At 67.8% G+C, this 26,762-nt stretch carries 23 protein-coding genes and 1 pseudogene; 12 read left to right on the plus strand and 12 right to left on the minus strand.

The annotated features are described in order from the left end of the window. The first annotated feature begins 154 nt into the window (after window positions 1–154). The 3 genes from EGK76_RS03140 to EGK76_RS03150 all read left to right on the plus strand — a co-directional run bounded on the left by EGK76_RS03140 (window position 155) and on the right by EGK76_RS03150 (window position 5,624). On the plus strand, window positions 155–2,125 hold the full coding sequence (locus tag EGK76_RS03140; protein WP_343205613.1) for an alpha/beta fold hydrolase: 1,971 nt from the start codon (window positions 155–157) through the stop codon (window positions 2,123–2,125). 73 nt (window positions 2,126–2,198) lie between these two features. Then, a complete protein-coding gene (locus EGK76_RS03145) occupies window positions 2,199–4,292 on the plus strand; it encodes a S9 family peptidase (RefSeq protein WP_123831623.1) in 2,094 nt (697 codons plus the stop codon). A gap of 75 nt (window positions 4,293–4,367) precedes the next feature. After that, a complete protein-coding gene (locus tag EGK76_RS03150) occupies window positions 4,368–5,624 on the plus strand; it encodes a DUF819 family protein (protein ID WP_123831624.1) in 1,257 nt (418 codons plus the stop codon). 363 nt (window positions 5,625–5,987) lie between these two features. On the opposite strand, the gene EGK76_RS03155 is transcribed toward EGK76_RS03150, so the two are convergent. Next, a complete protein-coding gene (locus EGK76_RS03155; RefSeq protein WP_096299242.1) occupies window positions 5,988–6,212 on the minus strand; it encodes a CstA-like transporter-associated (seleno)protein in 225 nt (74 codons plus the stop codon). Window positions 6,213–6,243: 31 nt separating this feature from the next. Continuing rightward, window positions 6,244–8,337 carry a carbon starvation CstA family protein gene (locus EGK76_RS03160; protein ID WP_096299240.1) on the minus strand — a complete coding sequence of 698 codons (2,094 nt, stop codon included), beginning with the start codon at window positions 8,335–8,337 and terminating at the stop codon, window positions 6,244–6,246. 230 nt (window positions 8,338–8,567) lie between these two features. Between EGK76_RS03160 and EGK76_RS03165 the strand changes: the two genes are divergently transcribed. After that, window positions 8,568–9,206 carry an exopolysaccharide biosynthesis protein gene (locus EGK76_RS03165; RefSeq protein WP_096299238.1) on the plus strand — a complete coding sequence of 213 codons (639 nt, stop codon included), beginning with the start codon at window positions 8,568–8,570 and terminating at the stop codon, window positions 9,204–9,206. A 31-nt stretch (window positions 9,207–9,237) separates the two neighbouring features. On the opposite strand, the gene EGK76_RS03170 is transcribed toward EGK76_RS03165, so the two are convergent. The 7 genes from EGK76_RS03170 to miaB all read right to left on the minus strand — a co-directional run bounded on the left by EGK76_RS03170 (window position 9,238) and on the right by miaB (window position 17,652). Continuing rightward, complete coding sequence (locus tag EGK76_RS03170) at window positions 9,238–10,245, minus strand: magnesium and cobalt transport protein CorA (protein ID WP_123832047.1); 1,008 nt, start codon at window positions 10,243–10,245, stop codon at window positions 9,238–9,240. A gap of 98 nt (window positions 10,246–10,343) precedes the next feature. Further along, window positions 10,344–12,383, minus strand: a complete 2,040-nt coding sequence (locus EGK76_RS03175; protein WP_123831625.1) for a glycoside hydrolase family 97 protein — start codon at window positions 12,381–12,383, stop codon at window positions 10,344–10,346. Between the two features lie 158 nt (window positions 12,384–12,541). Further along, window positions 12,542–13,765, minus strand: a complete 1,224-nt coding sequence (locus EGK76_RS03180; protein WP_233580141.1) for a DUF4105 domain-containing protein — start codon at window positions 13,763–13,765, stop codon at window positions 12,542–12,544. Continuing rightward, complete coding sequence (locus EGK76_RS03185; RefSeq protein ID WP_096299234.1) at window positions 13,752–14,621, minus strand: transporter associated domain-containing protein; 870 nt, start codon at window positions 14,619–14,621, stop codon at window positions 13,752–13,754. The genes EGK76_RS03180 and EGK76_RS03185 overlap by 14 nt, the downstream gene beginning before the upstream one ends. Before the next feature lie 74 nt (window positions 14,622–14,695). Next, window positions 14,696–15,184 carry an rRNA maturation RNase YbeY gene (ybeY, locus tag EGK76_RS03190; protein ID WP_096299232.1) on the minus strand — a complete coding sequence of 163 codons (489 nt, stop codon included), beginning with the start codon at window positions 15,182–15,184 and terminating at the stop codon, window positions 14,696–14,698. Window positions 15,185–15,191: 7 nt separating this feature from the next. After that, window positions 15,192–16,169, minus strand: a complete 978-nt coding sequence (locus tag EGK76_RS03195; RefSeq protein ID WP_096299230.1) for a PhoH family protein — start codon at window positions 16,167–16,169, stop codon at window positions 15,192–15,194. A gap of 55 nt (window positions 16,170–16,224) precedes the next feature. Next, complete coding sequence (miaB, locus tag EGK76_RS03200; RefSeq protein ID WP_123831626.1) at window positions 16,225–17,652, minus strand: tRNA (N6-isopentenyl adenosine(37)-C2)-methylthiotransferase MiaB; 1,428 nt, start codon at window positions 17,650–17,652, stop codon at window positions 16,225–16,227. Between the two features lie 195 nt (window positions 17,653–17,847). Between miaB and EGK76_RS03205 the strand changes: the two genes are divergently transcribed. The 6 genes and pseudogenes from EGK76_RS03205 to EGK76_RS03230 all read left to right on the plus strand — a co-directional run. Next, complete coding sequence (locus tag EGK76_RS03205; RefSeq protein ID WP_123832048.1) at window positions 17,848–18,762, plus strand: lytic transglycosylase domain-containing protein; 915 nt, start codon at window positions 17,848–17,850, stop codon at window positions 18,760–18,762. A 150-nt stretch (window positions 18,763–18,912) separates the two neighbouring features. After that, window positions 18,913–19,551 (plus strand): ubiquinol-cytochrome c reductase iron-sulfur subunit, encoded by a 639-nt coding sequence (gene petA, locus EGK76_RS03210; RefSeq protein ID WP_096299224.1) that lies wholly within the window; start codon window positions 18,913–18,915, stop codon window positions 19,549–19,551. Further along, entirely contained in the window at window positions 19,551–20,810 is a 1,260-nt protein-coding gene (locus EGK76_RS03215) for a cytochrome bc complex cytochrome b subunit (protein WP_096299222.1), read from the plus strand. Before petA ends, EGK76_RS03215 begins: the two co-directional genes overlap by 1 nt. Continuing rightward, window positions 20,803–21,561, plus strand: a complete 759-nt coding sequence (locus EGK76_RS03220) for a cytochrome c1 (RefSeq protein ID WP_123831627.1) — start codon at window positions 20,803–20,805, stop codon at window positions 21,559–21,561. Before EGK76_RS03215 ends, EGK76_RS03220 begins: the two co-directional genes overlap by 8 nt. Before the next feature lie 169 nt (window positions 21,562–21,730). Continuing rightward, entirely contained in the window at window positions 21,731–22,351 is a 621-nt protein-coding gene (locus EGK76_RS03225; RefSeq protein ID WP_096299218.1) for a glutathione S-transferase N-terminal domain-containing protein, read from the plus strand. A 71-nt stretch (window positions 22,352–22,422) separates the two neighbouring features. Next, window positions 22,423–22,866 (plus strand): annotated as a pseudogene (locus EGK76_RS03230) (ClpXP protease specificity-enhancing factor); the annotation flags it as partial. Between the two features lie 37 nt (window positions 22,867–22,903). On the opposite strand, the gene EGK76_RS03235 reads toward EGK76_RS03230, so the two are convergent. The 3 genes from EGK76_RS03235 to EGK76_RS03245 form a co-directional block, all read right to left on the minus strand. Next, window positions 22,904–23,245, minus strand: a complete 342-nt coding sequence (locus EGK76_RS03235) for a DUF3301 domain-containing protein (RefSeq protein ID WP_096299214.1) — start codon at window positions 23,243–23,245, stop codon at window positions 22,904–22,906. Window positions 23,246–23,461: 216 nt separating this feature from the next. Beyond that, window positions 23,462–24,331: a carboxylating nicotinate-nucleotide diphosphorylase gene (gene nadC, locus EGK76_RS03240; protein WP_096299212.1), complete on the minus strand. Its 870-nt coding sequence runs from the start codon at window positions 24,329–24,331 to the stop codon at window positions 23,462–23,464. After that, window positions 24,328–24,597 carry a Trm112 family protein gene (locus tag EGK76_RS03245; RefSeq protein WP_096299210.1) on the minus strand — a complete coding sequence of 90 codons (270 nt, stop codon included), beginning with the start codon at window positions 24,595–24,597 and terminating at the stop codon, window positions 24,328–24,330. Before EGK76_RS03245 ends, nadC begins: the two co-directional genes overlap by 4 nt. A gap of 145 nt (window positions 24,598–24,742) precedes the next feature. Here EGK76_RS03245 and purE point away from each other — a divergent pair, with 145 nt between their 5' ends. Together purE and EGK76_RS03255 are read left to right on the plus strand one after the other, a co-directional pair. Beyond that, window positions 24,743–25,246, plus strand: coding sequence for a 5-(carboxyamino)imidazole ribonucleotide mutase (purE, locus tag EGK76_RS03250; RefSeq protein ID WP_096299208.1), 504 nt, complete (start codon window positions 24,743–24,745; stop codon window positions 25,244–25,246). Between the two features lie 198 nt (window positions 25,247–25,444). After that, window positions 25,445–26,593 (plus strand): 5-(carboxyamino)imidazole ribonucleotide synthase, encoded by a 1,149-nt coding sequence (locus EGK76_RS03255; protein ID WP_123831628.1) that lies wholly within the window; start codon window positions 25,445–25,447, stop codon window positions 26,591–26,593. The last annotated feature ends 169 nt before the right edge of the window (window positions 26,594–26,762 follow it).

The raw sequence follows: 26,762 nt of genomic DNA on the forward strand, positions 1-26,762 counted from the left end.
AAGTCGCGAGTATATGCCTGTGCCTGGCGGCCGGCGGCCGGCGGGCGATCGGCTTGCGGTCGGCGGAAGTTCGCGACTACCCTCCGTCACGCGGCTGTAGGGGCGCCGGTCCGGTGCGCAGACCGCCAATCATGGATGTCCAAGGGGAGCAGGAATGATCGGTCGCAAGGGGTTGTTGTGGGGGTGCATGGCGCTGTCGTGCATGTTCGGCGCGAGCGTGCAGGCGCAGGTCGATCTTGCGCCCTTCATCCAGGATGAGGGCATCCGTGATCTGAAGATCTCGCCCGACGGCCGCTTCCTGGCGGCGACGTTGCCTGCAGGCGACCGTTCGGCCATCGCCATCCTCAACCGGATCGATCGCAGCGTCGTGGGCAGCTTCCAGCTGCCGTCCGACACGCATATCGCCGACTTCTGGTGGGCGAAGGACGACCGCCTGCTGTTCGGTCTGGCCGAACGCCTGGGCTCGCGCGACTATCCCATCGCCACCGGCGAGCTGTACGCGATGAACGCCGACGGCGGACGGGCACAGCTGCTGGTCGGCTACCGGGTCCAGAATGCCGGGACCGGCAGCAATATCCGCAGCGGCCCGAAGGAAGAGCGGGTCTTCGCCTGGCCCATCGACATGCTGGCAGGCGATCCGCGCAACGTGCTGGTCGGCATCTCGCCGTTCGCCGGTGATCCCTACACCCGCGTCGACCGGATGGACGTCTATACCGGCCGCCGCCATACCGTCGCGACCGTGCCGGTGACACGTGCGCAGTTCGTCACCGACCACGAGGGCGAGGTCCGCTTCGCGGTCGGCGCCAAGAGCGACAACCTCAGCCAGCTCTATTATCGCGCAGGCCGCGGCGCCGACTGGGACCTCGTGAATCACCAGGGCACCACGGGCCGTGTGGAGACGCCGATCGGGTTCTCGAGCGACGGCAGCGTGGCGTATCTGCAGGTCACCCAGCCCAGCGGGCCCGATGCGATCGTCGCCATGGATATCGCCACGCGCGGGCGCCGGGAGCTGTTGCGCGACGCCGTGGTCGACCCCGAGATCATCTATCGGCCGGGCACCGAGGTGGCGATCGGCGTGCGCTATCCGGGCGCCAGGCCGCGGATGGCGTTCTTCGAGCCGGACGCCGACGACGCGCGCCTGTTCCGCATGTTCGAGGAGGCATTTCCCGGGGATCGGATCGTCGTGGCGTCCTCCACGCGCGATGCCCGGACCAAGCTGCTGCTGACGACCAGCGACCGGGATCCGGGCAGCTTCTTCACCTACGATTCGAGCACGAAGAAGGCCGATTTCGTGGTCGCCCGTCGCGCGGCCATCGATCCTGTACGCATGGCGGAGATGGCGCCGGTGGCGATCCGCGCGCGCGACGGCGCGACGGTGCACGGCTATCTGACCCGTCCTGCCGGCGCGCCCGCGGGCCAGGCCCTGCCGCTCGTCGTGCTGCCGCACGGCGGACCGTTCGGCATCAAGGACGAATGGGCGTTCGACCCGGAGATCCAGATCCTCGCGCAGGCCGGCTACGCCGTGCTGCAGGTCAACTACCGGGGGTCGGGCGGTTACGGGCGCAGTTTCCAGCTGGCCGGCGCGCGCGAGTGGGGCGGGAAGATGCAGGACGATCTGACCGATGCCACGCGCTGGGCGATCGAACAGGGCCACGCCAGTGCCGACCGCATCTGCATCTACGGCGGCAGCTACGGTGCCTACGCCGCGATGATGGGCGCTGCCCGCGAACCGGAGCTCTACCGCTGCGCGGCCGGTTATGTCGGGGTCTACGACCTGCCGATGATGCGCAATGACGACCGTCGCGGCGGTGCGTGGTTGCGGACCTGGTTCGACGAGTGGGTCGGCAATGATGCCCAGGCGCTGTCGGCCATCTCGCCGACCAAGCGCGCGGCCGACATCCGCGTGCCGGTACTGCTGGTGGCCGGCGGCAAGGACGAGGTGGCGCCGGTGGCGCACACGCGCAGCATGGAACGCGCGCTGCGGGCGGCGAACGTGCCGGTGGAAACCCTGTACGTCGCCAACGAGGGCCATGGCTTCTACAAGCCCGAAAACCGCCGCGCCCACTACACCAAGCTGCTCGATTTCCTCGCCACGCACCTGGGCGGCGAGCGCGCCGGCGGCTGATCCGGGCCGGCGCCGCTTTGCCAGCATCGCGGCGCCGGCCTACCATTCGGGCTCTTTGTCCGGAGCCTCCGCTATGTCCCTGCGCCTCGCGCTGTTGCCGTTGTGCCTGCTTGCCGCGTTGCCGGTCGTCGCCCAGGAGCGGGGGCTCGATGTCCGCGACCTGGTCAAGCTCGACCGCGTGTCCGCGCCGCTGCTGACCGGAGACGGCCGCATCCTGGTCTTCGCCGAGCGCAGCCTGGACTTCGAATCGGGCAAGGCGGAAACCGCGCTGTACACGCGCAACCTGGTGACGCGCGACATGGCGCCGCCGAAGCGGCTGACGCCCGCAGGCTGGAGCGTGAACTCGCCGGCGCTCTCATCGGACGGACAGACGGTCTACTTCCTCAGCGGCAAGAACGGCAGCTCGCAGCTCTACGCGATGCCGATCTCCGGCGGCGCGCCGCGGCAGCTCACCGATGTGCCGGTGGATATCGGCAGCTTCCAGATCTCGCCTGACGGCGCCCGCGTTGCCTTCAGCGCCGATACTTTCGGCGAGTGCGGCGCGGACCTCGGCTGCACGAAGCGCAAGCTCGCCGAGCGCAAGGACGCCAAGGCCAGCGGCGTGGTCTACGACCAGCTGTTCGTCCGCCACTGGGATACCTGGAAGGACGGGACCACCAGCCGCCTGTTCGTCGCCGACCTGCCGGCGGCGCGCGCCCGCCCGGTCACGACCGTGCGTGCGCTCGGACATGCGCTCGAGGGCGATATCCCGTCCAAGCCGTTCGGCGGCGCCGACGACTACACCTGGGCGCCCGACGGGCGCTCCCTCGTGGCCAGCGTCAAGGTCGCCGGCCGCGAGGCGCCATGGTCGACGAACTTCGATCTCTACCGTATCGATGCGCTCGGCGGCGCTGCGCCGGTGAATCTGACCGCTTCCAACCCGGCTTGGGACGCCGGCCCGGTGTTCAGCCCCGACGGCAGCACCCTGTTCTATCGAGCGATGAAGCGCCCCGGTTTCGAAGCCGACCGCTACGCGCTGATGGCGATGGATGTCGCCAGCGGTCAGACGCGCGAGATCGCACCGCGCTGGGACCGCTCGCCGAGCAGCCTCCAGCCGTCCGCCGACGGCAGCGCGCTGTACGTCGCCGCCCAGGACACCGGCGAATACCCGCTGTTCCGCGTCGATGTCGCCACTGGCGACGTCACGAAGCTCGTCGCCGACGGCTCGGTGTCCTCGTTCGCGGTCGCCGGCGACACGGTCGCGCTGGCGCGCAATTCGATCCGCAGCGGCGACGTCATCTACACCGGCTCGCTGCAGTCGCTCGGTGAGGGCGCGAACCTGCGCCAGATCACCCCGACCGCGGCCGAGCGGCTGCCCGATGTCGCATTCGGCGACTTCGAGCAGTTCTCGTTCAAGGGCGCCGGCAACGACACCGTGCACGGTTATGTGGTCAAGCCGTGGAACTACCAGGAAGGCCAGACCTATCCGGTCGCGTTCCTGATCCACGGCGGCCCGCAGGGCAGCTTCGGCAATGGCTGGAGCTACCGCTGGAATCCGCAGACCTATGCCGGCCAGGGCTACGCGGTGGTGATGATCGATTTCCACGGGTCCACCGGCTACGGCCAGGCGTTCACCGATGCGATCAGCGGCGACTGGGGTGGCAAACCGCTCGAGGACCTGCAGAAGGGCTGGGCGGCGGCACAGCAGAAATACCCGTTCCTCGACGGCGATCGCGCCTGTGCGCTCGGCGCCAGCTATGGCGGCTACATGATCAACTGGATCGCCGGCAACTGGTTCGACCGTCGCGGCAACGCCCCGTTCAAGTGCCTGGTCAATCACGACGGCGTGTTCGACACGCGGTCGATGGGTTACGTGACCGAGGAGCTCTGGTTCACCGAGTGGGAGAACAAGGGCACGCCGTTCGACCAGCCGAAGAACTACGAGCGCTGGAACCCGGTCAACCACGTGGCCAAGTGGAAGGTGCCGATGCTGGTCGTCCAGGGCGAGAAGGACTACCGCGTTCCGGTCGATCAGGGCCTTTCGACGTTCACCGCGCTGCAGCGCAAGGGCATCGAATCGAAGCTGCTGTACTTCCCCGACGAGAATCACTGGGTCCTGCAGCCGCACAACAGCGTGCTGTGGCACGACACGGTCAACGCGTGGCTCAAGCAGCACATCGGCGAGTAACCGGTCCGGGGCGAACGGCCGGCGCGAGCCGGCCGTTCGCTTGCGTGCGTCACTGAAACAAGGGAGTACCGCCGAATGGCGATCGAGACCGTCACACCATCCACCGCGCTGATCAGCAGCGACATCGTGCTCTTCGGCCTGATCGCCGCGACCCTGGGCCTGATCTTCTGGCTCGCCAGTGGCCCGACGCCGTTCTGGAAGAAATTCTTCGCCTGGGTGCCGGCGCTGCTGTTGTGCTACTTCGTTCCTGCGTTCTACAACACCGTCGGCCTGATCGACGGAGAGAGCAACAGCCTCTACAACCCGATCGCCAGTCGCGTGCTGTTGCCGGCCGCCCTGGTGCTGCTGACGCTGTCGATCGATCTCAAGGGCATCCTCAGGCTCGGGCCGAAATTGCTGTTCGTGTTCGTTGCCGGCACCGTCGGCATCGTGCTCGGCGCGATCGTGTCGTTCCAGGTCATGGAGTGGGTGCATCCGCCGGCCGTCGCTGGCGATACCTGGAGAGGCATGGCGGCGCTGGCCGGGAGCTGGATCGGCGGCGGCGCGAACATGGTGGCGATGCGTGAGGTCTACGAAGTCGATGCCACGCTGTTCGGCCAGTTCGCGGTCGTCGACGTGGCGATGGCCAGCCTGCTGATGGCGGCGCTGCTGTTCGTCGCCAATCGCTCGGCGCAACTCGATGCACGCAGTGGCGCCGATACCGCGGCGATCGACGAGATGAAGTCGCGGATCGTCGCGTACGAAGCGGCGAACGCCCGCATTCCGACCTTGAACGATCTGATGATCATCGTCGCCGTCGCGTTCGGTTTTGTCGGGCTCGCGCACGCGATCGCCAATCCGCTCGCCGCATGGTTCGGACAGTTCGAGTGGGCGGCGCGTTTCAGTCTGGATTCGTCATTCGTCTGGGTCGTGCTGATCTCGACGCTGGCCGGCCTGATCCTGAGCTTCACGCGCGCGCGCCGGCTCGAGGACGCGGGTGCGGCCCGGATCGGTACCGTGTTCCTGTATTTCCTGATCGCGTGCATCGGCATGCAGATGGATTTCATGCGGCTGTTCGATCGCCTGGAGCTGATCGCGATCGGCGCCATCTGGATGCTGGTGCACGTGCTGGTGATCTGGGGCGCGGCGCGACTGGTCAAGGCGCCGATGTTCTACATCGGCGTCGGCTCGATGGGCAACGTCGGTGCCGCGGCCTCGGCGCCTGTGGTGGCGGCCGCGTTCCATCCCACGCTGGCTCCGGTCGGCGTGCTGCTCGGCACGGTGGGCTACGCGACGGGCACGCTGATCGCGTATCTGGTCGGGCAGATCCTGCGGGTGATGGCGGGGCAGTGATCGGCTGCAGCCGGACGACGGCGGCTACGCGCGACGCGTTCTCTCTGCAAACGCTTTGACGTGAGCGGTTGGTGGCCGGCTAGCCGGCCAGCGATCGGCTTTTCTCCCCCGGCCTTGCCATCGCTGCGGCCGCCGGCTGTGCTTCTTGATCTCTGCGCTGGATACGGGATCAAGAGCTGAGAGCCAGAGCGGGCAACGACCGGGCCAGCACTAGCGCAGCAGCGGGCTGGCCGCGTGCAAGCCCGGGCGTGCGCGGCGCTCGGCGACATATGGCCCGCTGGCGTGCGGGTGCGAGAGACGAGAAAACGAAAACGGGCGGAACCCCGAGGTTCCGCCCGTCGTCATGTCACATGTCGTTCCCGATCAGCAGCAGCGGAATCCGCTCCGGCCGCCGAAGCGGGCTTCCTGGCGCTCGCGGAAGAACGTCTTGTAGTCCATCGGCTCGCGGTCGGGGTGCTTCTCCAGGATGTGGCGCACATAGTTGTCGTAGTCGGGAATCCCGCAGCACAGCCGCGCGGTCTGCACGAACCTTCGCCACACGCGCTTGTGCGCGGCGAAGTACTCGACGGGTACCAGCGCGCCGGCCATCAGCCCTGCACTCCGCTCACAGGCCGGGCCATCACAGCCAGGCCTGCTGCTGTTCGGGCGTCAGTTCCACGTACGGCGATTCCTTGGCCGTCGGCACCGGCGAACGGCGGGCCCTGAGGATGGCACGCACGGAGAAGAACAGCGTGCTGAAGACCACGAACAGGAACAGGGCCGTCAGCCCCGCATTGACGTAGCCGTTGATGATCACCTGCTGCATCTGGGCGGCGGTCTTGGCCGCGCCAAGCAGTTCGCCATTGGCCAGGGCCGCCTGGTAGTGACGCGCCTGGGCAAGGAAGCCCATCGCCGGTTTCGGGTCGAACAGCTTGATCAGGCCTGCGGACGTGGTGCAGATCAGCAGCCATACCGCCGGCACGATCGTGACCCATGCGTAGCGATCCTTCTTCATCTTGAACAGCACCACCGTGCACAGCATCAGCGCGATGCCGGCGAGCATCTGGTTGGCGATGCCGAACAGCGGCCACAGGGTATTGATGCCGCCCAGCGGATCCACCACGCCCTGGTAGAGGAAGTAGCCCCACAGTGCGACACAACCGGCCGTGCCGAGGGCATTGGCGCCCCAGTTGTCGGTCCTGCGCAATACCGGCACGAAGTTGCCCAGCAGGTCCTGGAGCATGAACCGACCTGCGCGCGTGCCTGCATCCACCGCGGTCAGGATGAAGAGCGCTTCGAACAGGATCGCGAAGTGGTACCAGAAGGCCATGGCGCCATCGCCGGTGCCGGGCAGGGCGTCGTGCAGGATCACCGCAATGCCGACGGCCAGCGTCGGTGCGCCGCCGGCCCGCGAGATGATCGTGCCTTCGCCGATCTGCTGGGCCGTGCGTTCCAGCACCTCGGGCGTGATGACGAAGCCCATCTGGCTGACGGCCGCCGCTGCGCTCTGCACATCCGTGCCGAGAACAGCCGCCGGGCTGTTCATCGCGAAGTAGATGCCCGGATCAAGGATCGAGGCCGCGACCAGCGCCATGATCGCGACGAATGATTCCATCAGCATGCCGCCATAGCCGATGTAACGGGCATGGGTTTCGTTGGCGAGCAGTTTGGGCGTGGTGCCCGACGAAATCAGCGCATGGAATCCGGAGACCGCGCCGCATGCGATGGTGATGAAGAGGAACGGGAACAGCCCCCCCTTCCAGACGGGACCATCGCCGGTGAAAGCGAACTCGGTCAGCGCCGGCATCTTCAGCGAGGTGACTTCCGGGCTGGCGATGACGATACCGATGGCCAGCGCCACGATCACGCCGATCTTGAGGAACGTCGACAGGTAGTCGCGCGGCGCGAGCAGCAGCCATACCGGCAGGGTTGCGGCGACGAAGCCGTAGCCGATCAGCATCCAGGTGATCTGGGTGCCGGTGAAGGTGAAGGCGGGGCCCCAGTAGGGATGCGCGCCGACCTTTCCGCCGAACCAGATCGCGGCGAGCAGGGCGATGATGCCGAAGATCGAAATCTCGCCGATCTTGCCCGGGCGGATGTAGCGCATGTAGATGCCCATGAAGATCGCGATCGGCATCGTCGCGATGACCGTGAACATGCCCCAGGGGCTCTCGGCCAACGCCTTGACGACGATCATGGCCAGCACCGCCAGGATGATGATCATGATCATGAAGGCGCCGAACAGCGCGATCGTGCCGGCGACCTGGCCCATCTCTTCGCGGACCAGGTCGCCGAGCGAGCGGCCGTTGCGGCGCGTCGACACGAACAGGACCATGAAGTCCTGCACCGCACCCGCGAGCACGACGCCGACGATCAGCCACAGCATCCCGGGCAGATACCCCATCTGCGCGGCGAGCACCGGACCGACCAGCGGCCCGGCGCCGGCGATGGCGGCGAAGTGGTGACCGAACAGCACGTGCTTGTTGGTCGGTACGTAATCGAGGCCGTCATTGTTGACGTGCGCGGGGGTGGCCCGGCGGGGATCGAGCCCCATCACCTTTTCGGCGATGTACAGGCTGTAATAGCGGTAGGCGACGAGATAGATCGACACCGCTGCCACGACGATCCACAGTGCGCTGATCTGTTCGCCCTGGCGCAGGGCGACCACGCCCATACAGAATGCGCCCAGAAGCGCGACCGCGCCCCAGACTACGTGATTGATTCCACCCTTCATTTCGGTAATCCCCGGGGATGACGGTCACAGGGTCGCTCCGGGTGGCCACGGGGTCAATGCACAAGCCGTTGAATGCGGGGCCCGGACTTTAAGACTTTCGTCGCAGGCTCGGCGTTCGCCTGTTAGCATCCGCGCTTCCGAATTCCGTAACGAGCGCCCATGCAGGCTGCCACGAACGGCCTGCGTGACAGGTCGGTCCCGTTTTCCGAGTCGATCAGGCGCATCGCGCCATGAAGTCCGCGCATGAGGCCCTGTCCCTGCGCGAGCAGCTGCAATCGCTGATCGCGAGACTGCCCGAGGGTGACGTGCAGGTCGGCTATCTGGTCGATGAGCTGGGCATGCAGGGCATGCTGCTGCTGGTCATCCTGCTGACCCTGGTGTTTCTGATCCCGGTCTCGATTCCGGGTGTGAGTACCGTGTTCGGTGCGGTCATCGTGCTGGTGGGCGTGGCCCGCATGCGGGCGCGTCCGCTGTGGCTGCCTGGTGCGGTACGCCGGCGCACTGTGCCTGGCGGGCGCCTGCGCGGGCCGCTCGAGACCGGGCTGGCATGGGTCCGCCGGCTCGAACGCATTACCCGGCCGGGGCGGATGGCCCGCCTGAGCGAAGGTCGCGCGATCGGTCTGGTCAACGATGCGGCACTGGTGCTGGGCGCGCTGCTGCTGATGGCCCCGTTCGGCTTCATCCCCTTCAGCAATACCGTGCCGGGCGTGGCGCTGATGTGCCTGGCCATCGGCCTGCTTCAGCGTGACGGGCTGATGGTGCTGCTGGGGCATGTAGGCAACGTGCTGTCGATGGTCTACTTCGCGCTGCTGATCGGCGGCGGGGGGCTGGCGATCCGCGAACTGTTCACCAGGTTCTGGCCGGGATAAGCGCGCGTTGCGCAATCGGTGCTGTGTCGCTCTACAGCCAGCGGGCCCGCTTGAACATCCGGTAGAGCACGATCACCACGATGGCCACGAAGCCGATCAATACCGGATACGCATAGGGCTCGTTGAGCTCGGGCATGTCGAAGTTCATGCCGTACCAGCTGGTGATCAGCGTCGGCGCTGCGAGCAGCGCGGCCCAGGCGCCGAGCTTCTTGACGATCTCCCCCTGGGTCAGCGTGACCAGGGCCTGGTTCACGCCGAGCGCGGTGCCGAGGATGTCGCGGATCGCATCGATGGTTTCGTTGATGCGCACGGAGTGGTCGAGCACGTCACGGATGTAGAGCTTGGTTCCGTGCGGGATCAGTGGACTGGTGCTGCGCACAAGCTGCGAGAGCACGTCCTGCAGCGGCGTCGCCGCCACGCGCATGTCGGTGAGCTCGCGTTTGAGCTGGTAGAGCCGGATCACGATGCCGCGGTGGAACTGTTCGCTGAGGATGTCCGTCTCGAGGCCGTTGAGGGTGGATCTGAAGTCGTCGACGAGTGGCAGGTAGTTGTCGACGATCGCATCGAGCACCACGTACAGCGCTGCCGATGCGCCCAGCGCGAGCAGGTCCGGCTCGCGCTCCAGGCGCTGGCGGGCCGGCGCGTAGGACAGCGACGCCCCGTGTCGAACGGTCACCAGATAGCGCGCGCCGAGAAAGATGTGGGTCTCGCCATAGGCGATACGCTCCTCGATCGCCTGGGCCGTGTTGGCGACGATGAACAGCGAATCGCCATAGGCCTCGATCTTCGGCCGCTGGTGCGCCTTTCCGGCGTCCTCGATCGCCAGATCATGCAGGCCGAACTCCTGCTGCAGATGCGCCAGCACGTCGGCGTCCGGCTCGTAGAGGCCGATCCAGACGAAGCCGTCGTCGCTCGCGAGCACCTCGCTGATGTCATCGAGCAGGACGTCCCGCTTGCCGTGCGCGCCATAGAACACGCAGTTGACCACGCAGGCGGGGTTTGCGGCAGGTTCGGGCGGGGCAGGGGTCTGGGTCTCCATCGGGTCATCGTCCGCCAGCGCGGCTGGCGCGACAAGCATTACGTTGCGCCGGGTTCTCCCTGCCTCCGGACGTACCGCAACGCCGTCCGCGCGCCCGGTCAATGGGCGACGAAGCGCACCGCCTGCCCACCGCCCGATGCCATCGCCAGCTCGAGGGTGTCGCCGGCGTCCACTTCGCGGGTTTCGATGATCAGCGCGTGCGGGTCGGTGCGCCAGCCGGCGCCTTCGCCGTCGCGGTAGATCTGCGCGGTGTAGCGGCGTGCGGGGTCGAGGAAGTCCAGCGCCACCGCGACGACCCGCGCATCGTCGTCGGTGACGCCGCCCAGGTACCAGTCATCGCCGCCGCGCGCACGGCGTGCGATCACTGCGAACGTGCCGACCTCGCCGGCGGGCGCGCGCGTGTCGTCCCAGTCCACCGGCACGTCGCGCACGAACTGGAACGCCTCCGGGCGCGATTCGTAATGCTCGAGCAGGTCGGCCGCCATCTGCAGCGGGCTGTGGATCACCACGTACAGCGCCAGCTGCTTGGCCAGCGTCGTCGACATCGGCGTTCCCGATCTGGTCTCCATGCCGAAGATGCCCGGGGTGAAGTCCATCGGCCCGGCGAGCAGGCGCGTATACACCAGCGTCGCCTCGTGCCCCGGCGGATTGCCCGGCTGGCCCCAGGCGTTGTATTCCATGCCGCGTGCGCCCTCGCGCGTGACCAGGTTCGGCCAGGTGCGGCGCAGGCCCGTGTCCTTGACCGGTTCGTGCGGGTTGACGCTGATGCGATGCCGCGCCGCCGCTTCCACGACGCGCTGATGGTGGCGGACCATCCCCTGGCCTTCGTGCCACGCGTAGTGCAATCGGCCGTCATCTCCCGTGACCTTGGCCTGCCCGGCGTCGGCAACATAACCGGTCTTCACCGCCTGCACGCCGAGCCGACCGTAGAGCGCCATCGCATCCTCGAGCTGCGCCTCGTAATGCCCAGCGTGGCCCGAAGTCTCGTGGTGACCGATCAGGGTCACGCCCTGGGCGCGGGCGTGGCGGGTCACCGCCTCGATGTCGAAGTCGGGGTAGGGCGTGGTGAAGCTGAAGGTCTCGCCATTGCCGAACCAGTCGCCGTCCCAGCCGACATTCCAGCCTTCGACCAGCACGCCGCCGAAACCGTTGGCCGCGGCGAAATCGATGTGGCGGATCGCGTGTTCGGTGGTCGCGCCGTGCTTCGGCCCCGACGCCCAGCTCTTGCGGTCGAGATGCATCTCCCACCAGATGCCGACGTACTTCATCGGCCTGACCCAGGACACGTCGCCGAGCGCGTTGGGTGCATTGAGGTTGAGGATCAGCTGCGACTCGACCAGATCGCCCGCGCGCTCGCCGATCTGGATCGTCCGCCACGGCGTCGCGAACGGCGCGGCGACCACGACCTTGGCGGCGCCGAGGCCCGGAGTGAGCGCGGCCCTGAAGCGGCGCCCATCGACGCGCGCGAGGTTCATGCCCGAATAGTCGACCAGCGCGGCCTCGTGGATCGACAGATGCAGGCCACCATCGGTGCGCAAGGTGATCGGCGTCTGCGCCTGGCCCACTTGCTCGACCGGGGTGCGGTGGTAGAGGTACTCCTCGCGGTTCCACTCGAACGCGGGGATCCACCACGCGGTCGCGGCATCGGCAACAGCGAACTCGGTGAGCTCTTCGGCGATCGACAGCCGCTCCAGACCGGGCTGTGCAGGAATGTCGTAGCGGAAGCCGATGCCGTCGTCGAAGACGCGGAACACCACGTCGAAGCGGCGCTTCGGCCCGCTGTGCTCGGCCAGGGTGACGCGCAGTTCGTTGTGGTGGTCACGCATGTGGCGGCGTTCGCCCCAGGGCAGCTCCCAGTGTTCGTCGTGGGTACGGGTGCGTTGATCGACGATCGCCAGATTGCGTTCGAACTTGGGCGCGTCGGTGAACATCATGCCCAGGCGCGAGGGAGCGATGACCGGGCGACCGTCGCGCGAGACCGCGTAACTGGCACGCCCCTCGTTGTCGGTCGTGACCTCGACGGCGACGCGCGCGTCGGGCGAGGCGACCCGTGCGCTGGTGCGTGGTTCGTCCGCGGCAGCGGCGAAGGCGGCCAGCGGCAACAGCGCGGCAAGCAGACCGGCGAATCGATTCGGCATCGTGCGGCGCCCTCCGAAGGCGCGTTCAGTCGTGCGTCCGGTCGATTCTTGCATGGCATATCGGCGCGCTGCGGCCGCATACGTATGCAGGTGGGCGCGTCGCGAGCCTCCTGCGGGATGACCGGAAGGTCCGGTCCTTTCGTCGCAGGTGGTGGCGCTCAGTGGCTCCGCGGCGGCGCGTCGGATCGGCGACCCAGTGCCCAGAACAGCGCCACATGGACCGGCAGCAGCAGTGCCAGCCACGGTGCATTGCGTTGCGGAAGCACCGGCAGCCAGTGCAGGAACAGTGCGATGACGCCGCCCAGCAGCACCAGCCCAAGGACGCTGCGGAACATCGCCCCCGGCGCGCGGCCACGCGCGATCCGCCAGCCTCCGGGCAGCAGCAACAGGCACAGCGGGTTGAACAGCAGCAGGTTGTGGTTGCGCCAGGCGAAGACGTGTTCACTGCCCAGCCACAGGAACAGCATCACGCCGCCGAGCACCGTGCACAGCGTCCAGAGCGGCAACGCAGCGACGGCCACGACGCGCGGGGCGGTGCGCCCGACAAGAATGATCGACGCCCCGAGGACGAGGCCGGCCAACAGCCATGGCCAGATTCGCCGCGCGCGTTCGACGGGTTCGGGCGGCTGCGTGTGCGGCACGATGACCTGCTCCCCCGAAACCAGCGGACGCCCGTCGACGTTGCGGGCACTGCGCAGGGCATCGGCCAGACGCATCGGGACGAAAGCGTCTTCCCATAAGGCATTGGGGCGATCGGCGGCGGGCCCGAGGCCGATGTCGAAGCCGAGCCACATCCATGGCGCGGGCGAGGCCAGCCGCACCGCATCACTGCGATAGGTATTGCCCCGCGAGCGACCCTGCAACTGGCTGCGCAGCGCGCCATCCAGGGCCACGTCGATCACGTCGCGAACGCGCGTCGAACAATTGTCGGTGAAGTAGTCGTAGCGGTAACGCGCATTCTCGGGCAGCGCGTTCTCGGCCAGTGCCGTGGCCATCCGCCGGGCCTGGTCCGGGTCGAGATCGAGCCACTGGATCGACACGCCGCGGCCGACGTCGCGGTAGTAGGCCAGGTCTTCGGCCAGGGGCAGGGCCTCGAGCCGATAGCGCATGTCGCCGCGGATGAAGCGCGGCACGAAATCCGGCTCGTTCGGATCGAAGAAACCGAAGTTGTACGACAGCGGGCCCGGCTCTGCCGGATCGTCGACCACCAGCGCGTTGTGGCCGAAACGCTCGAAGAAGACATCGCCGGGCTGCATCGTCGCCACGCCGATGCGCGGCACGACGGCCTGCGCGAACGCGAGCGGCGCGACGATCAGGCACAGCAGCAGCACGCATGCGCGTGACCAGAGACGCGCGAGCACCCGTGCCTCAGGTTTCGGCATGCACGCTGACATGCAGCGCATGCAGGCGTCGCGAGTCGGCATCGGTGACCCGGAAGGAGAAGCGGCCGAGCGTGAGTTCCTCGCCAACTTCCGGCAGATGGCCGATCGCCCCGGTGATCACGCCACCGATGGTGTCGTACTCGGCGTCGTCGAAATCCGAGCCGAAACGCTCGTTGAAGTCGGAAATCGGGGTCAGCGCGCTGACCGCGAACTGGCCGTCGGCCTGGGCCGCGATCAGCGCATTCGGATCCTCGGCATCGTCGTGCTCGTCGTCGATCTGGCCCACGATCTCCTCGAGCACATCCTCGATCGTCACCAGGCCGGCGACGCCGCCGTACTCGTCGATGACGATCGCCATGTGGTTGCGCGACAGCCGGAACTCGCGCAGCAGTACGTTGAGCTTCTTCGACTCGGGGATCAGCACCGCCGGACGCAGCAGTTCGTGGATCGACCCGGGCCCGTTGTCGGCGACGACGCCCCGCAGCAGGTCCTTGGCCAGCAGGATGCCGAGGATCTCGTCCTTGTCCTCGCCGTGCACGGGGAAGCGCGAGTGGCCGGACTCGACGACCTGCTTCATGAGGTCGAGGAAGGGCGCATCGGCAGGCAGCGCGACCATCTGCGCGCGCGGCACCATCACATCGCCGACCGTCTTGCTGGAAATGCCCAGCGCGCCTTCGAACATGCGCAATGTATCTGCGTCGATCAGCCCGTCGGCATGCGTGTCGCGGAGCAGCTCCACGAGATCCTCGCGGTTGCTCGGCTCACCTGAAATCGCAGAACTCAGGCGTTCCAGCCAGCCGCGACGGCGTTCCGGAGGTTCGGAAGAAGGGGAAGATCGACTGTCGTCCTCGGACATGGTGCGGTTGCGTATTCGCGGAATGGCCCGTTCGGGCGGAGGCGGAAGTCTATCAGGCCGCCATCATGCCCCCGTCAGCGTGACTCGCCGGCATAGGGGTCGTCGATGCCGAGCACGGCGAGGATTTCGCGTTCGAGCCCTTCCATGGCCTCGGCCTCGGTGTCGTCCTCGTGGTCCCAGCCCAGCAGGTGGAGAACGCCGTGCACGGTCAGGTGGGCGTAGTGGGCATTCAGCGGCTTGCCCTGTTCAGCGGCCTCGCGGGCGACCACAGGCGCGCAGATCACCAGATCCCCGAGCAGCGGCAGGCGCAGCCCGGGTGGCAGGCCTTCCGGCAGCTCGGCCGGGAAGCTCAGCACATTCGTCGCGTAGTCCTTGCCGCGGTAATGCCGGTTGAGCGCGCGCCCCTCGTCCTCGTCGACCAGGCGGATCGCGACATCGGCCTCGCGGATGCGACCTGCCAGCGCGGCCGCGGCCCAGCGACGGAAGCTGGCCGCGGCGGGCAGCCCCTTGCGCGGGGTCGCGTAGCCGACGGCGACGTCAAGACGGGTCGGGCCCTTCGTCATCACGCCCTCATGCCTTTGCGGTCGCCACGTCGGACGCGTCACGGCGCTCATAGGCGCTGACGATGCGGGCCACCAGCGGATGGCGCACGACGTCGCGTGCCTCGAAGAAGGTGAAGCTCACGCCATCGACCTCGTGCAGCACATCGATCGCGTCGCGCAGGCCGGACTTCACGTGCTTGGGCAGGTCGATCTGGGTCAGGTCGCCGGTGACCACCGCGGTCGAGCCGAAACCCAGGCGGGTCAGGAACATCTTCATCTGCTCGATGGTGGTGTTCTGCGCCTCGTCGAGGATCACGAAGGCGTCGTTGAGCGTGCGTCCGCGCATGTAGGCCAGCGGCGCGATCTCGATGACGTTGCGCTCCAGCAGCTTGGCGACCTTCTCCACGCCCAGCATCTCGTAGAGCGCGTCGTAGAGGGGGCGCAGGTAGGGATCGACCTTCTGGGTCAGGTCGCCGGGCAGGAAGCCGAGCTTCTCTCCCGCCTCGACCGCGGGGCGCACCAGGATCAGGCGCTGCACCTTGGATTCGTTGAGTGCCTCCACCGCCATCGCCACCGCGAGGAAGGTCTTGCCGGTGCCGGCCGGGCCGATGCCGAAGTTGATGTCGTGACCGGTAATCCGGTGCAGGTACTTCGCCTGGTTCGCGCCACGGCCGCGGATCGTGCCGCGCTTGACCCGCACCGCGACCTCCTGCGGCGTGTAGTCCTCTTCGACGTTGGCCGGGCTCAGGCGCAGGTTGATGGCGTGGCTGTCGAACACCGTCTCCTCGCTCTCGGCGTAGAGCGCCTTGAGCAGTTTCTCGGTGCGGTCGATCGCCGTCTCGTCGCGGCCGACGATGCGGAAGATGTTGCCGCGGTTCGCGATCTCGACGCCGAGCCGCAGCTCGATCTGGCGCAGGTGGCCGTCGAAGGGGCCGGCGAGATTGGACAGGCGCTCGGAGTCGGAAGGCTCGAGCAGGAAGGTGCGTTCGGGCAGGGTGTTGGTCATGGCGCGGATTCTAGCGCCGGCGCTGCAAGCCGACGTCGACGCCCGCGTGGGCCGCTCACGCGGCCTCGCGTACCACGATGCGGCCGCGCAGCGAGTTGCTCAGCGCTGCGGTGATCTCGACATCGACGAACTGTCCGATCAGCCGGGCCGGGGCGGGGAAGTTCACCGAGCGCATGTTCTCGGTCTTGCCGGTGAGTTCGCTGGGATCCTTGCGCGACGGGCCTTCGACCAGAACCGTCTGCACGCTGCCGACCATCGCGGCGGAAATGCCGGCCGCGTGCGCGTTGATGTGCGCCTGCAGGCGCGACAGGCGCGCATGCTTTTCCTCGGCGCTCACCGAATCCTCGAGGTCGGAGGCCGGCGTGCCCGGGCGACGCGAATAGATGAAGGAGAACGACTGGTCGAAGCCCACGTCCTCGATCAGTTTCATCGTCTTCTCGAAATCGGCCTCGGTCTCGCCGGGGAAGCCGACGATGAAATCCGACGAGATCGAGATGTCCGGGCGCACCGCGCGAAGCTTGCGGATCTTCTGCTTGAACTCGATCGCCGTGTAGCCGCGCTTCATCGCCGACAGGATGCGGTCGCTCCCCGATTGCACCGGCAGGTGCAGATAGTTGGCCAGCTGGGGCACGTCGCGGTAGGCCTCGACCAGCGAGTCGGAAAACTCCAGCGGATGCGAAGTGGTGAAGCGGATGCGATCCACGCCGTCGATCTCGGCGATGGTGCGGATCAGCAGGCCCAGATCCGCCACCTCGCCTTCGCCCATCGGGCCACGATAGGCGTTGACGTTCTGGCCCAGCAGGTTGATCTCGCGCACGCCCTGGCCGGCCAACTGCACAACCTCCACCAGCACGTCCTCGAACGGCCGGCTGACCTCCTCGCCGCGGGTGTAGGGCACGACGCAGAACGAGCAGTACTTCGAGCAGCCTTCCATGATCGAGACGAACGCGCTGGGGCCTTCGGCGCGTGGCTCGGGCAGGCGGTCGAACTTCTCGATCTCCGGGAAGCTGATGTCCACCTGGGGCAGGCCACTCTCGCGCTTGGCGCGGATCAGCTCGGGCAGGCGATGCAGGGTCTGCGGTCCGAAGACCAGGTCCACGTAGGGGGCGCGCTTGACGATCGCTTCGCCTTCCTGGGAGGCCACGCAGCCGCCGACGCCGATCAGCACCGGCTTGCCGCCCTGCTTGAGTGCCTTCCAGCGGCCAAGCTGGCTGAAGACCTTTTCCTGCGCCTTCTCGCGGATCGAGCAGGTGTTGACCAGCACGACGTCCGCTTCCTCGACATTGTCGGTCAGCTCCAGGCCGTCGCTGGCGGCGAGCACGTCAGCCATCTTGGCCGAGTCGTACTCGTTCATCTGGCAGCCGTGGGTCTGGATGTAGAGCTTGCCGCGGACGGGCTGCGCAGCACCCGGGCCGCCCACTGGCGAGTTGACGGAGGGGTCGGAGGCAGGCGCGATCGGCGCCGGGGAATCGGTCTGGGTCATGTCGGTTCCGGGGCGCGGCGCTGAGTCCGGGCCGGAGGGCAGTCGTGGGGCGGGAAGTGTAGCGGCAAGTGCCGCCGGCGCGGTTGCCCGGGTGGGCCCGGGGCGCGGGTTTGCTCCGTTCACGATCAAGCACTTGGCAACGGCGGCCGAACATCGGAAACTCGCGCCGTGAAACGGGGAAGGGGACTCATCGTGATGCTCGGTCTGCTGGTGGCCTGTCCGGTCGCCGGCAGCACGCTGTATCGCTGCGATTCCGGTGATGGCGTGCCCCAGTACGTGAGCAAGCGGGTGTCCGGCGCGAGTTGCCGGCTGATCAGCAACGCACCTTCGCCACCACGCGGCGGCGCCCGCCCGGCGGCGAAACCGACCGCCGCTGCGACACCTGCCGGCGCGCCCGCCGATATCGATAGCGGCGCCCCGGCGACATTCATGGGCCTCGCCCCCACGGCTGGCACATCGAAGCCGGCGGCTGCGGCGGCAGCGCCGGCCGCACCTGCCCGGACACGGCCTGAGACCGGCTCGTCGCGCCGCCTGCAGCAGGGCCAGGTCTATTCCTACGTCAAGGATGGCGTGCGCCACTACAGCAGCAGCCGGCCTGCGGGCAGCGCCCAGGTCGCGGCCGTGCGGACGATCCGCTACAGCTTCTTCGAGACCTGTTACGCCTGTGGCGCCGCGCCGGGAGTCAATTTCGGCAATGTGCGGCTCAACGAAAACGCCTATCGCGACGAAGTGGCACGCGCGGCCCAGGAGCACGGCGTCGAGGAGGCGATCGTGCGGGCGATCATGCATGCCGAATCGGCGTTCAATCCCAACGCGCTCTCGCGCGCCGGCGCGCAGGGTCTGATGCAGTTGATGCCGGCCACCGCCGCGCGCTTCGGCGTGGTCAATGCATTCGATCCCGAGCAGAACATCCGCGGCGGGGTGAAGTATCTCGCCTGGCTGCTGAAACGGTTCAACGGCGATCTCACCCTGGCCGCCGCGGGTTACAACGCCGGCGAAGGCGCCGTGCAGCGACACGGCGGCGTACCCCCGTACGCCGAAACCCAGCGCTACGTGGTGCGCGTGGGCACGCTCGCCGAGCGCTACCGGGGCCAGCTCGCCGCGCGCTGAGGCTGATGCGGTCGCGGGGGCATCAGGGCGATTGTCGGTCGATTCAGGCTTCCGCTACACTCGGTCGGACTTTAAGCGGCCTCCCGCCTCTGGGCGACCGGTCGTGGCAGCCAGTACGCAACAGCTACCGAAACGAGGGCGGGGTACCGGATGGTCGATGAAGCGGTGAGCGGGCCTGGTGCAGGGGAAGGTCCAGTCAATGAGGGGCGGCGTCGTTTCCTGACCGCCACGACCCTCGTCGTAGGAGCGGTAGGCGCAGGCGTCGCCGCAATTCCGTTCATCAAATCCTGGAATCCCAGCGCGCGGGCCAAGCTCGCTGGCGCCCCGGTGACCGTGGACATCAGCGCGCTGCAGGAGGGCCAACGGCTGATCGCCGAGTGGCGTGGGCAGCCGATCTGGATCGTCCGGCGCTCCAAGGCGATTCTCGAGGCCCTGCCGACGCTCGACAGCCAGTTGCGCGATCCCGAATCGGAAAACGTCGACCAGCAGCCCGCCTACGTGCTCGCGGCGAATCCGGAACTGCGTTCGATCAAGCCGGATGTCTCGGTGCTCGTCGGCCTGTGCACGCATCTGGGCTGTTCGCCCGAGATGGTCGCCGAGATCCGGCCGGCACCGTTCGACGCCAATTGGAAGGGCGGCTATTTCTGCCCCTGTCACAAGTCCAAGTTCGACATGGCCGGCCGCGTCTATGACGGTGTGCCTGCGCCGACCAACCTGCTGGTGCCTCCGCACCACTACGCCGATGACAACACCCTGGTGATCGGTGTCGATCCGGAGGGCGCAGCCTGATGGCCAACGTATTCGTCCGCGGCGCCAACGGCGTCTTCGAGTGGGTCAACGAGCGTGCGCCGGGCCTGATGCCGGCGTACCGCAAGCACATGACCGAGTACTACGCGCCGAAGAACTTCAATATCTGGTACATCTTCGGCGTGCTGTCTCTGGTGGTGCTGGTCAACCAGATCCTGACCGGCATCTTCCTGACGATGCACTACAAGCCGAGCGCGGCGGACGCCTTCGCCTCGGTCGAGTACATCATGCGCGACGTGGAGTGGGGCTGGCTGATCCGCTACATGCACAGCACCGGCGCTTCGCTGTTCTTCATCGTCGTCTACATCCACATGTTCCGCGGGCTGATGTACGGCTCCTACCAGAAGCCGCGCGAACTGGTGTGGATCCTGGGCATGCTGATCTACCTGGTGCTGATGGCCGAAGCGTTCCTCGGCTATGTGCTGCCTTGGGGCCAGATGTCGTTCTGGGGCGCCAAGGTGATCATCTCGCTGTTCGGCGCGATCCCGGTGATCGGCAACGGCCTGACCGAATGGATCATGGGCGACTACCTGCCCAGCGACGCCACCCTCAACCGGTTCTTCGCATTGCACGTGATCGCGCTGCCGCTGGTGCTGCTGCTGCTGGTGGTGTTGCACCTGGGCGCGCTGCACGAGGTGGGTTCGAACAATCCCGATGGCGTGGAGATCAAGAAGGGGCCCAAGGGCAACCGCTGGTCATCGACCGCGCCGGCCGACGGCATCCCGTTCCATCCGTACTACACGGCCAAGGACGGGTTCTACGTCTGTTTCTTCCTGATCATCGCGGCCTTCATCATCTTCTTCGCCCCGGCGTTCGGCGGCTGGTTCCTCGAGCACGACAACTTCACCGAAGCCAACCGGCTGGTGACGCCCGAGCACATCAAGCCGGTCTGGTACTACACGCCCTACTACGCGATGTTGCGCGTGGTGCCCGACAAGCTCGGCGGCGTGCTGGTGATGTTCGGCGCGATTGCGATCCTGTTCGCGGTGCCGTGGCTTGATCGCTCCAAGGTGCGCTCGCACCGCTACCGCGGTCCGCTCACCAAGATCATGCTCGCGATGCTGGTCGTGTGTTTCGTCTGGCTGGGCAAGATCGGCGCCGGTCCCGGCACCGATCCGGTGGAGACGAACATCGGCCGCGTGCTGACCTTCCTCTACTTCGCGTTCTTCATCACGATGCCGGTCTGGACCAAGCTCGACCGCACCAAGGCCGTTCCGGAACGGGTGACGATGCATGACTGACCACGCCTTCACCCGCACGTTCTTCGCGCGCATCGCCACCGCCGCTGCCGGCCTGCTGCTGTCGTTTGGTGCACTCGCCGCGGGTGGCGGCCCCGTCGAACAGGCCGGCACCGACATCGGCGACCGGGCGTCGCTGCAGCGCGGCGCGCAGCACTACATGAACTACTGCGCCGGCTGCCACTCGCTGAAGTTCATGCGCTATTCGCGCATGGCCGAGGACCTGGGCCTGACCGAGGACGAGGTGATGAACAACCTCAACCTCACCGGCGCGGCCTATGGCGAGCACATCCTCACTTCGATGCCGGCCGAGCAGAGCGCGCAGTGGTTCGGCCAGACCCCGCCGGACCTGAGCCTGATCACCCGCGTGCGCGGCAGCGACTGGGTGTACACCTATCTCAAGTCGTTCTACCTCGACGAGTCCCGTCCGCTGGGCTGGAACAACACGCTGTTTCCCAATGCCTCGATGCCCAATCCCCTGTGGGAAATGCAGGGCCTGATGCGTCCGGTACACGGCGAGCCCGACGAAATCGGCGAGCCGGTGGTCACGCATCTGGAAATGGGCGTGCCCGGCAGCCAGAACGCGCAACAGTTCGACCAGACCGTGCGCGACATCACCACGTTCCTGGAATACGTCGGCGAGCCGGCGGCGCTCAAGCGCCAGCAGCTCGGGGTCTGGGTGCTGCTGTTCCTGACTCTGCTGACGTTCCTGGCGTGGCTGTTGAAGCAGGAATACTGGCGCGACGTCCACTGATCCGGGGCTGATTCGAAGGCCGGCTCGGGGGAGCGGACGGCCCATTGCCGTCCGGCGCGGCGAAGTGCGAGACTCGGAAAACCGCGACGACCGTCTGCGTGAGCAGCCGGTGTCACCGGGCTGGCGGACTCCAGCCGCCGGAGGCCGGGCGACGGCCGTGGGTGCATCCATGCGAAACGTACTGACGCTGTTCTCTTCGGTCGACGACGTGCTCTGTCATCGGGCGCGCCTGGTGCTCGCCGCCAAGGGCGTGACCTACGACATGGTCCCGGTGGATGCGCAGAACCCACCAGAAGACCTGATCGACCTCAATCCCTACCACTCCGTGCCGACCCTGGTGGAGCGCGAGCTGGTGCTCTATGCGGCGAGCGTGGTCACCGAGTACCTCGACGAACGCTATCCGCATCCGCCGCTGATGCCGGTCGATCCGTTGTCGCGCGCGCGCCTGCGTCTGGCGATGCTGCGGGTCGAACATGACTGGGTGCCGCAGGTGCAGGCCATCCAGATGGGCAACAAGGCCCAGGCCGAGGCCGGGCGCAAGCGTCTCAAGGAGCTGGTGACTGCGGCGGTGCCGCTGTTCAAGGCGAGCAAGTTCTTCCTCAATCCGGAAATGAGCCTGGCCGACTGCGCGGTCGCGCCGATCGTCTGGCGTTTGCAGGCGCTCGGCATTCCGCTGCCCAAGGATGGGGCGAAGGCCATCGAGGATTACGGCAACCGCATCTTCCGCAGTCCGGGTTTCGTCCGCAGCCTCACGCCGCAGGAGCGGCAGTTGCGCGCGCTGCCCGACTGACGGCACGTCTCGACGTCTGAACCACGCGGCGACCGGATAAACTGTCGCGCATGACCGACAGCCCCGCACCGATGACCAGCCACCGCCCGTACCTGCTGCGGGCGCTGTACGAATGGATCGCCGACAACGGCATGACACCGCACATCCTGGTGGATGCGCGCCAGCCCGGTGTGCGGGTTCCCGCGCATGCGGTCAAGGACGGACGCGTCGTGCTCAACATCGCCGACCGCGCGGTCGGGCGACTGGAAATGGACAACGACAGCGTGCGTTTCTCGGCACGTTTCGGCGGCGTCAGCCAGTCGGTGCTGGTGCCCATCGGTGCGATTCTCGCGATCTACGCGCGCGAGACCGGGCAGGGCATGGCATTGCCCGAAGATATCGGCGGTAGCGGCGGGGAGCCCCACGAGGCCGATGAGGCCGAGGCGCCGAGCCTGCACGCTGTCGAGGATGATGGCGACGGCCCTGACGAGCCGCCGGGCGGCGATGCGCCGAGCGAGCCGCGTCGCGGTCATCTGCGCGTGGTGAAGTAGGGCGGCCCCGGGCCGCGCGCCTTCAGTTGATCGAATGCAGCGGCGTGGCTTCGGGTCGCGTCGGCCCGCTGAAGGCGACCAGTCGCCCGCCGTGCAGGACCAGGTGGCCGATATGGCGCTGGACGCCATCATCGGAATATTCGAAGCGGAAACTGCGCTCAACCCGCAGCCGCCCGTCGTCGCTTCGGCGCAGGCGCATCGAGTGCGCATGCACGCTCTGGTCGAGCCACTGCACGCCGGCGCGCTCGCAGGCCTCGCGCCCCAGTTGTCCGGCCCGTTCGGCGGCCGCGCGGGCGCTGCTCCACCACTGGAATGCGGCAAACGCGGCCAGCATCGCGAAGATCATCGTCGGAAAGTCGGGCATGCAGGCATCGTGGTGGTCGGAGGCGGCGGATACAAGAGGCGGTCCGGGGCGCCGGTGCAGTGTGCGTGCTTTGGCCGCTGCGTGGGGCGGGCCGGCGCGTGCACAGTCGGCGGTCGCGCTGCGGCCACAGCGCTCCGGCTCGTCGTTCTACAGGGACCCGGCGTGGCCGCTTGACCGATGCCGCTCGCGAGCCGGCCGGCTGCGCAGTCGCTGCCCTCAGACGGGCGGCGTACCCAGCTTGAGCGACAGGTCGATTGCGTGGACGTGCTTGGTGAGGCCTCCGATCGAGACGAAATCGACCCCGTCCTCGGCGATCGCGCGCAATCCCTGCAGATCGACGCTGCCTGACACCTCCAGCGGTACCCGGCCGGAATAGGGAGCGGCGCGGGCGATGCGCACGGCCTCGCGCCGCGTCGGGGCATCGAAGTCGTCGATCAGTACGCGCGTGCACCCGGCATCGAGCGCTTCGCGCAGTTCGTCAAGGCTTTCGACCTCGATCACCAGAGGCAATTCCGGGAAGCACGCGCGCGCAACCGCGACCGCAGCCGCGATGCCGCCGGCGGCGCGCACGTGGTTTTCCTTCAGCATCACCGTGTCGTAGAGACCGATGCGATGGTTGAGGCCGCCGCCGACGCGCACCGCGTACTTCTGCGCCAGGCGCAGGCCGGGCAGGGTCTTGCGGGTGTCGAGGATGCGCGTGCCGGTGCCGGCCACGGCGGCGACGTGTTGCGCGGTGACGGTCGCGGTCGCGCTCAACGTCTGCAGGAAATTCAGCGACGCGCGCTCCGCGCTGACCAGCGCGCGGGCACGGCCCGACAACGTGGCCAGCACCGTGCCGGCATCGACGCGATCGCCCTCGGCCACGCGCCAGTCGATACGCATGTCGGGATCGAGTGCGCGGTGGCAGGCATCGAACCAGGGCCGACCGCAGACCACAGCGTCGGCCTTGCACAGCAGGTAGGCGACGTCGTCCCCGTCGGGCAGCAGCGCGGCGGTGACGTCGCCGCTGCCGATGTCCTCGGCGAGCGCTGCGGCCACATTCGCGGCCACGGCGTCATGGGGAATCCCGAAACGGTCGCCGCTCATGCCTTCGGAAAATCCGGCACCTGCGCGGTGGCGATGGCCTCTTCGACCAGCAGCACCGGAATGCCGTCGTCGATGCGGTACACGCGCTTGCGATCGTCGGTCACCAGTGCCTCGCGCAGCGGGCCGGCCTGCGCGGTGCCGTCGTCGCGCCGGACCTGGCCGGATGCGATCGCCGCATTGAGGGCATCGAGCCCGGCCGCATCGAGCATTGCGAGCGGCTGACGGCTGGCGGGGCAGACGAGGATATCGAGCAACTTGCGGTCCATGGGCGGTCTTGGCGGAGCTCTGTGTGGACGGCAAAGGGTAGCACCCGATCCACCGGCGGCGCCCCTCGGACCGCGGTGATGCCGCAGTGCGAGCAGGAATGTGCCAGCACGGATAAAATGCGTCTTTGTGGCCGGGGGACCCCCAATGACCGCCAGTTCCGTTCCGCCGAAGGTCGGCATCGTGATGGGTTCGCGATCCGACTGGGACACGATGCAGCATGCCGCCCAGAAGCTCGAGCAGCTTGGCGTGGCGCACGAGATCCGCGTGGTCTCCGCACACCGCACGCCCGATGTGCTGTTCGACTATGCCGCCACGGCCCGCTCGCGCGGCCTGCGCGCGATCATCGCCGGTGCCGGCGGTGCGGCCCACCTGCCGGGCATGCTGGCCGCGAAGACCGCGGTGCCGGTGCTCGGCGTTCCGGTGCAGTCCAAGGCGCTCAACGGCATGGATTCGCTGCTGTCGATCGTGCAGATGCCGGCCGGTATCCCGGTGGCGACATTCGCGATCGGCAACGCGGGCGCTGCGAATGCGGCCCTGTTCGCCGCCGCGATGCTCGCGTTCGACGATGCGGCGGTCGCCGCTGCGCTCGACGAATTCCGGCAGCGTCAGACCGAGGAAGTCGCCGGCAACGACGATCCGCGCCGGTGACCTTGCGCGGCCCCGTTCCGTTCTTCCGGCGTCGGGAAACCGAGGCGGGGGCGGATGGCCGCTCCGTGCGCATGGCCGTTTCTCGCGCCCGCTCGACAGGGCGCCCGGATCTTCCAGCGTGGCCGCTGGCCGCGCCCATCAATCATCCCGTCCGCACTTGCGGGTCGGGCTTTCCATCCTGCTGAAGTGGATACACGCATGACCACCGTTGGAATTCTCGGAGGCGGCCAGCTCGCCCGCATGCTCGCGCTGTCGGGCGCGCCGCTGGGCCTGCGGTTCCTGGTCATGGACACCGCGGATGACGCGTGTGCGGGTCAGTTCGCACCGCTGCTGGTCGGCGACTACCGGGACGAGCGCGCGCTGGCGGAGTTCGCCGGGCGGGTGGATGTCGCGACCTTCGATTTCGAGAACGTGCCGGCGGCGAGCGCGCGCTGGCTGAGCGAGCGCGTGCCGGTGTTTCCCAACCCCGATGCGCTGGCGCTGAGCCAGGATCGGCTGGCGGAGAAGACCCTGTTCCGCGAGCTCGACATCCCGGTGCCGGACTTCGCCGACGTCGCCACGCGCGAGGCGCTCGACGCGGCAGTACAGCGCATCGGGACGCCCTGCATCCTCAAGACGCGGCGGCTGGGCTATGACGGCAAGGGCCAGTTCCGCATCCGGACGCCGGCGGATGTCGAGGCGGCATGGCAGGCGCTCGGCGCGCAGGCGGAAGCCGTGGGTCTGATCCTGGAGGGGTTCGTCGCCTTCGAGCGCGAACTGAGCGTGGTCGCGGTGCGTGGCCGCGATGGTGAGTTCCGCGCCTGGCCGCTGACCGAGAACTGGCACGTTGATGGCGTGCTGTCGGCGAGCCTCGCCCCTGCGCAGGTCGACGCGGCGCTGCAGGCCACCGCGATCGCGCATGCGCGCGCGCTCGCCGAGCGGCTGGACTATGTGGGCGTGTTCGCGCTCGAACTGTTCTGCCGGAATGGCGAATTGCTGGCCAACGAGCTCGCGCCGCGCGTGCACAACTCCGGGCACTGGACGATTGAAGGGAGCGAGACCTCCCAGTTCGAGAACCATCTGCGCGCGGTCCTCGGCCTGCCGCTGGGCGATCCCGCGATGCGCGGCCACGCCTGCATGCTCAACTGGATCGGCGAGATGCCCGACGCCGCGCCCTTGCTGTCGACGAGTGGCGGCCACTGGCACGACTACGGCAAGCAGCCGCGCGCGGGTCGCAAGGTCGGCCACGCAACCCTGCGGACGGACGACCCGGCGACGCTCGCGCAGCGCCTGATCGATGTCGGCGCGGCGCTGAACCGGCAGGCGCAGGTGGCGCCGGTGGTCGCGCGCTTGCGCGAGGCGGAGTGAGGCGGCGAGAACATCTCGCCCCCGCATCGTGTGTCTGTGGCTAGGTTCGCACCTCTGTCGCGGCCCTGAAGCAGGCCGCCGGTCCGGCTTGCCGTTGCGGGTGGTCGTCACCGCATTCCTGCGGGATCCGAAGGGGAACATGGAGGACTGCCGGCGGCCACAGGACATC

Source organism: Luteimonas sp. 100069 (genome assembly GCF_003813845.1).
GTDB classification, from domain to species: Bacteria; Pseudomonadota; Gammaproteobacteria; order Xanthomonadales; family Xanthomonadaceae; genus Luteimonas; species Luteimonas chenhongjianii.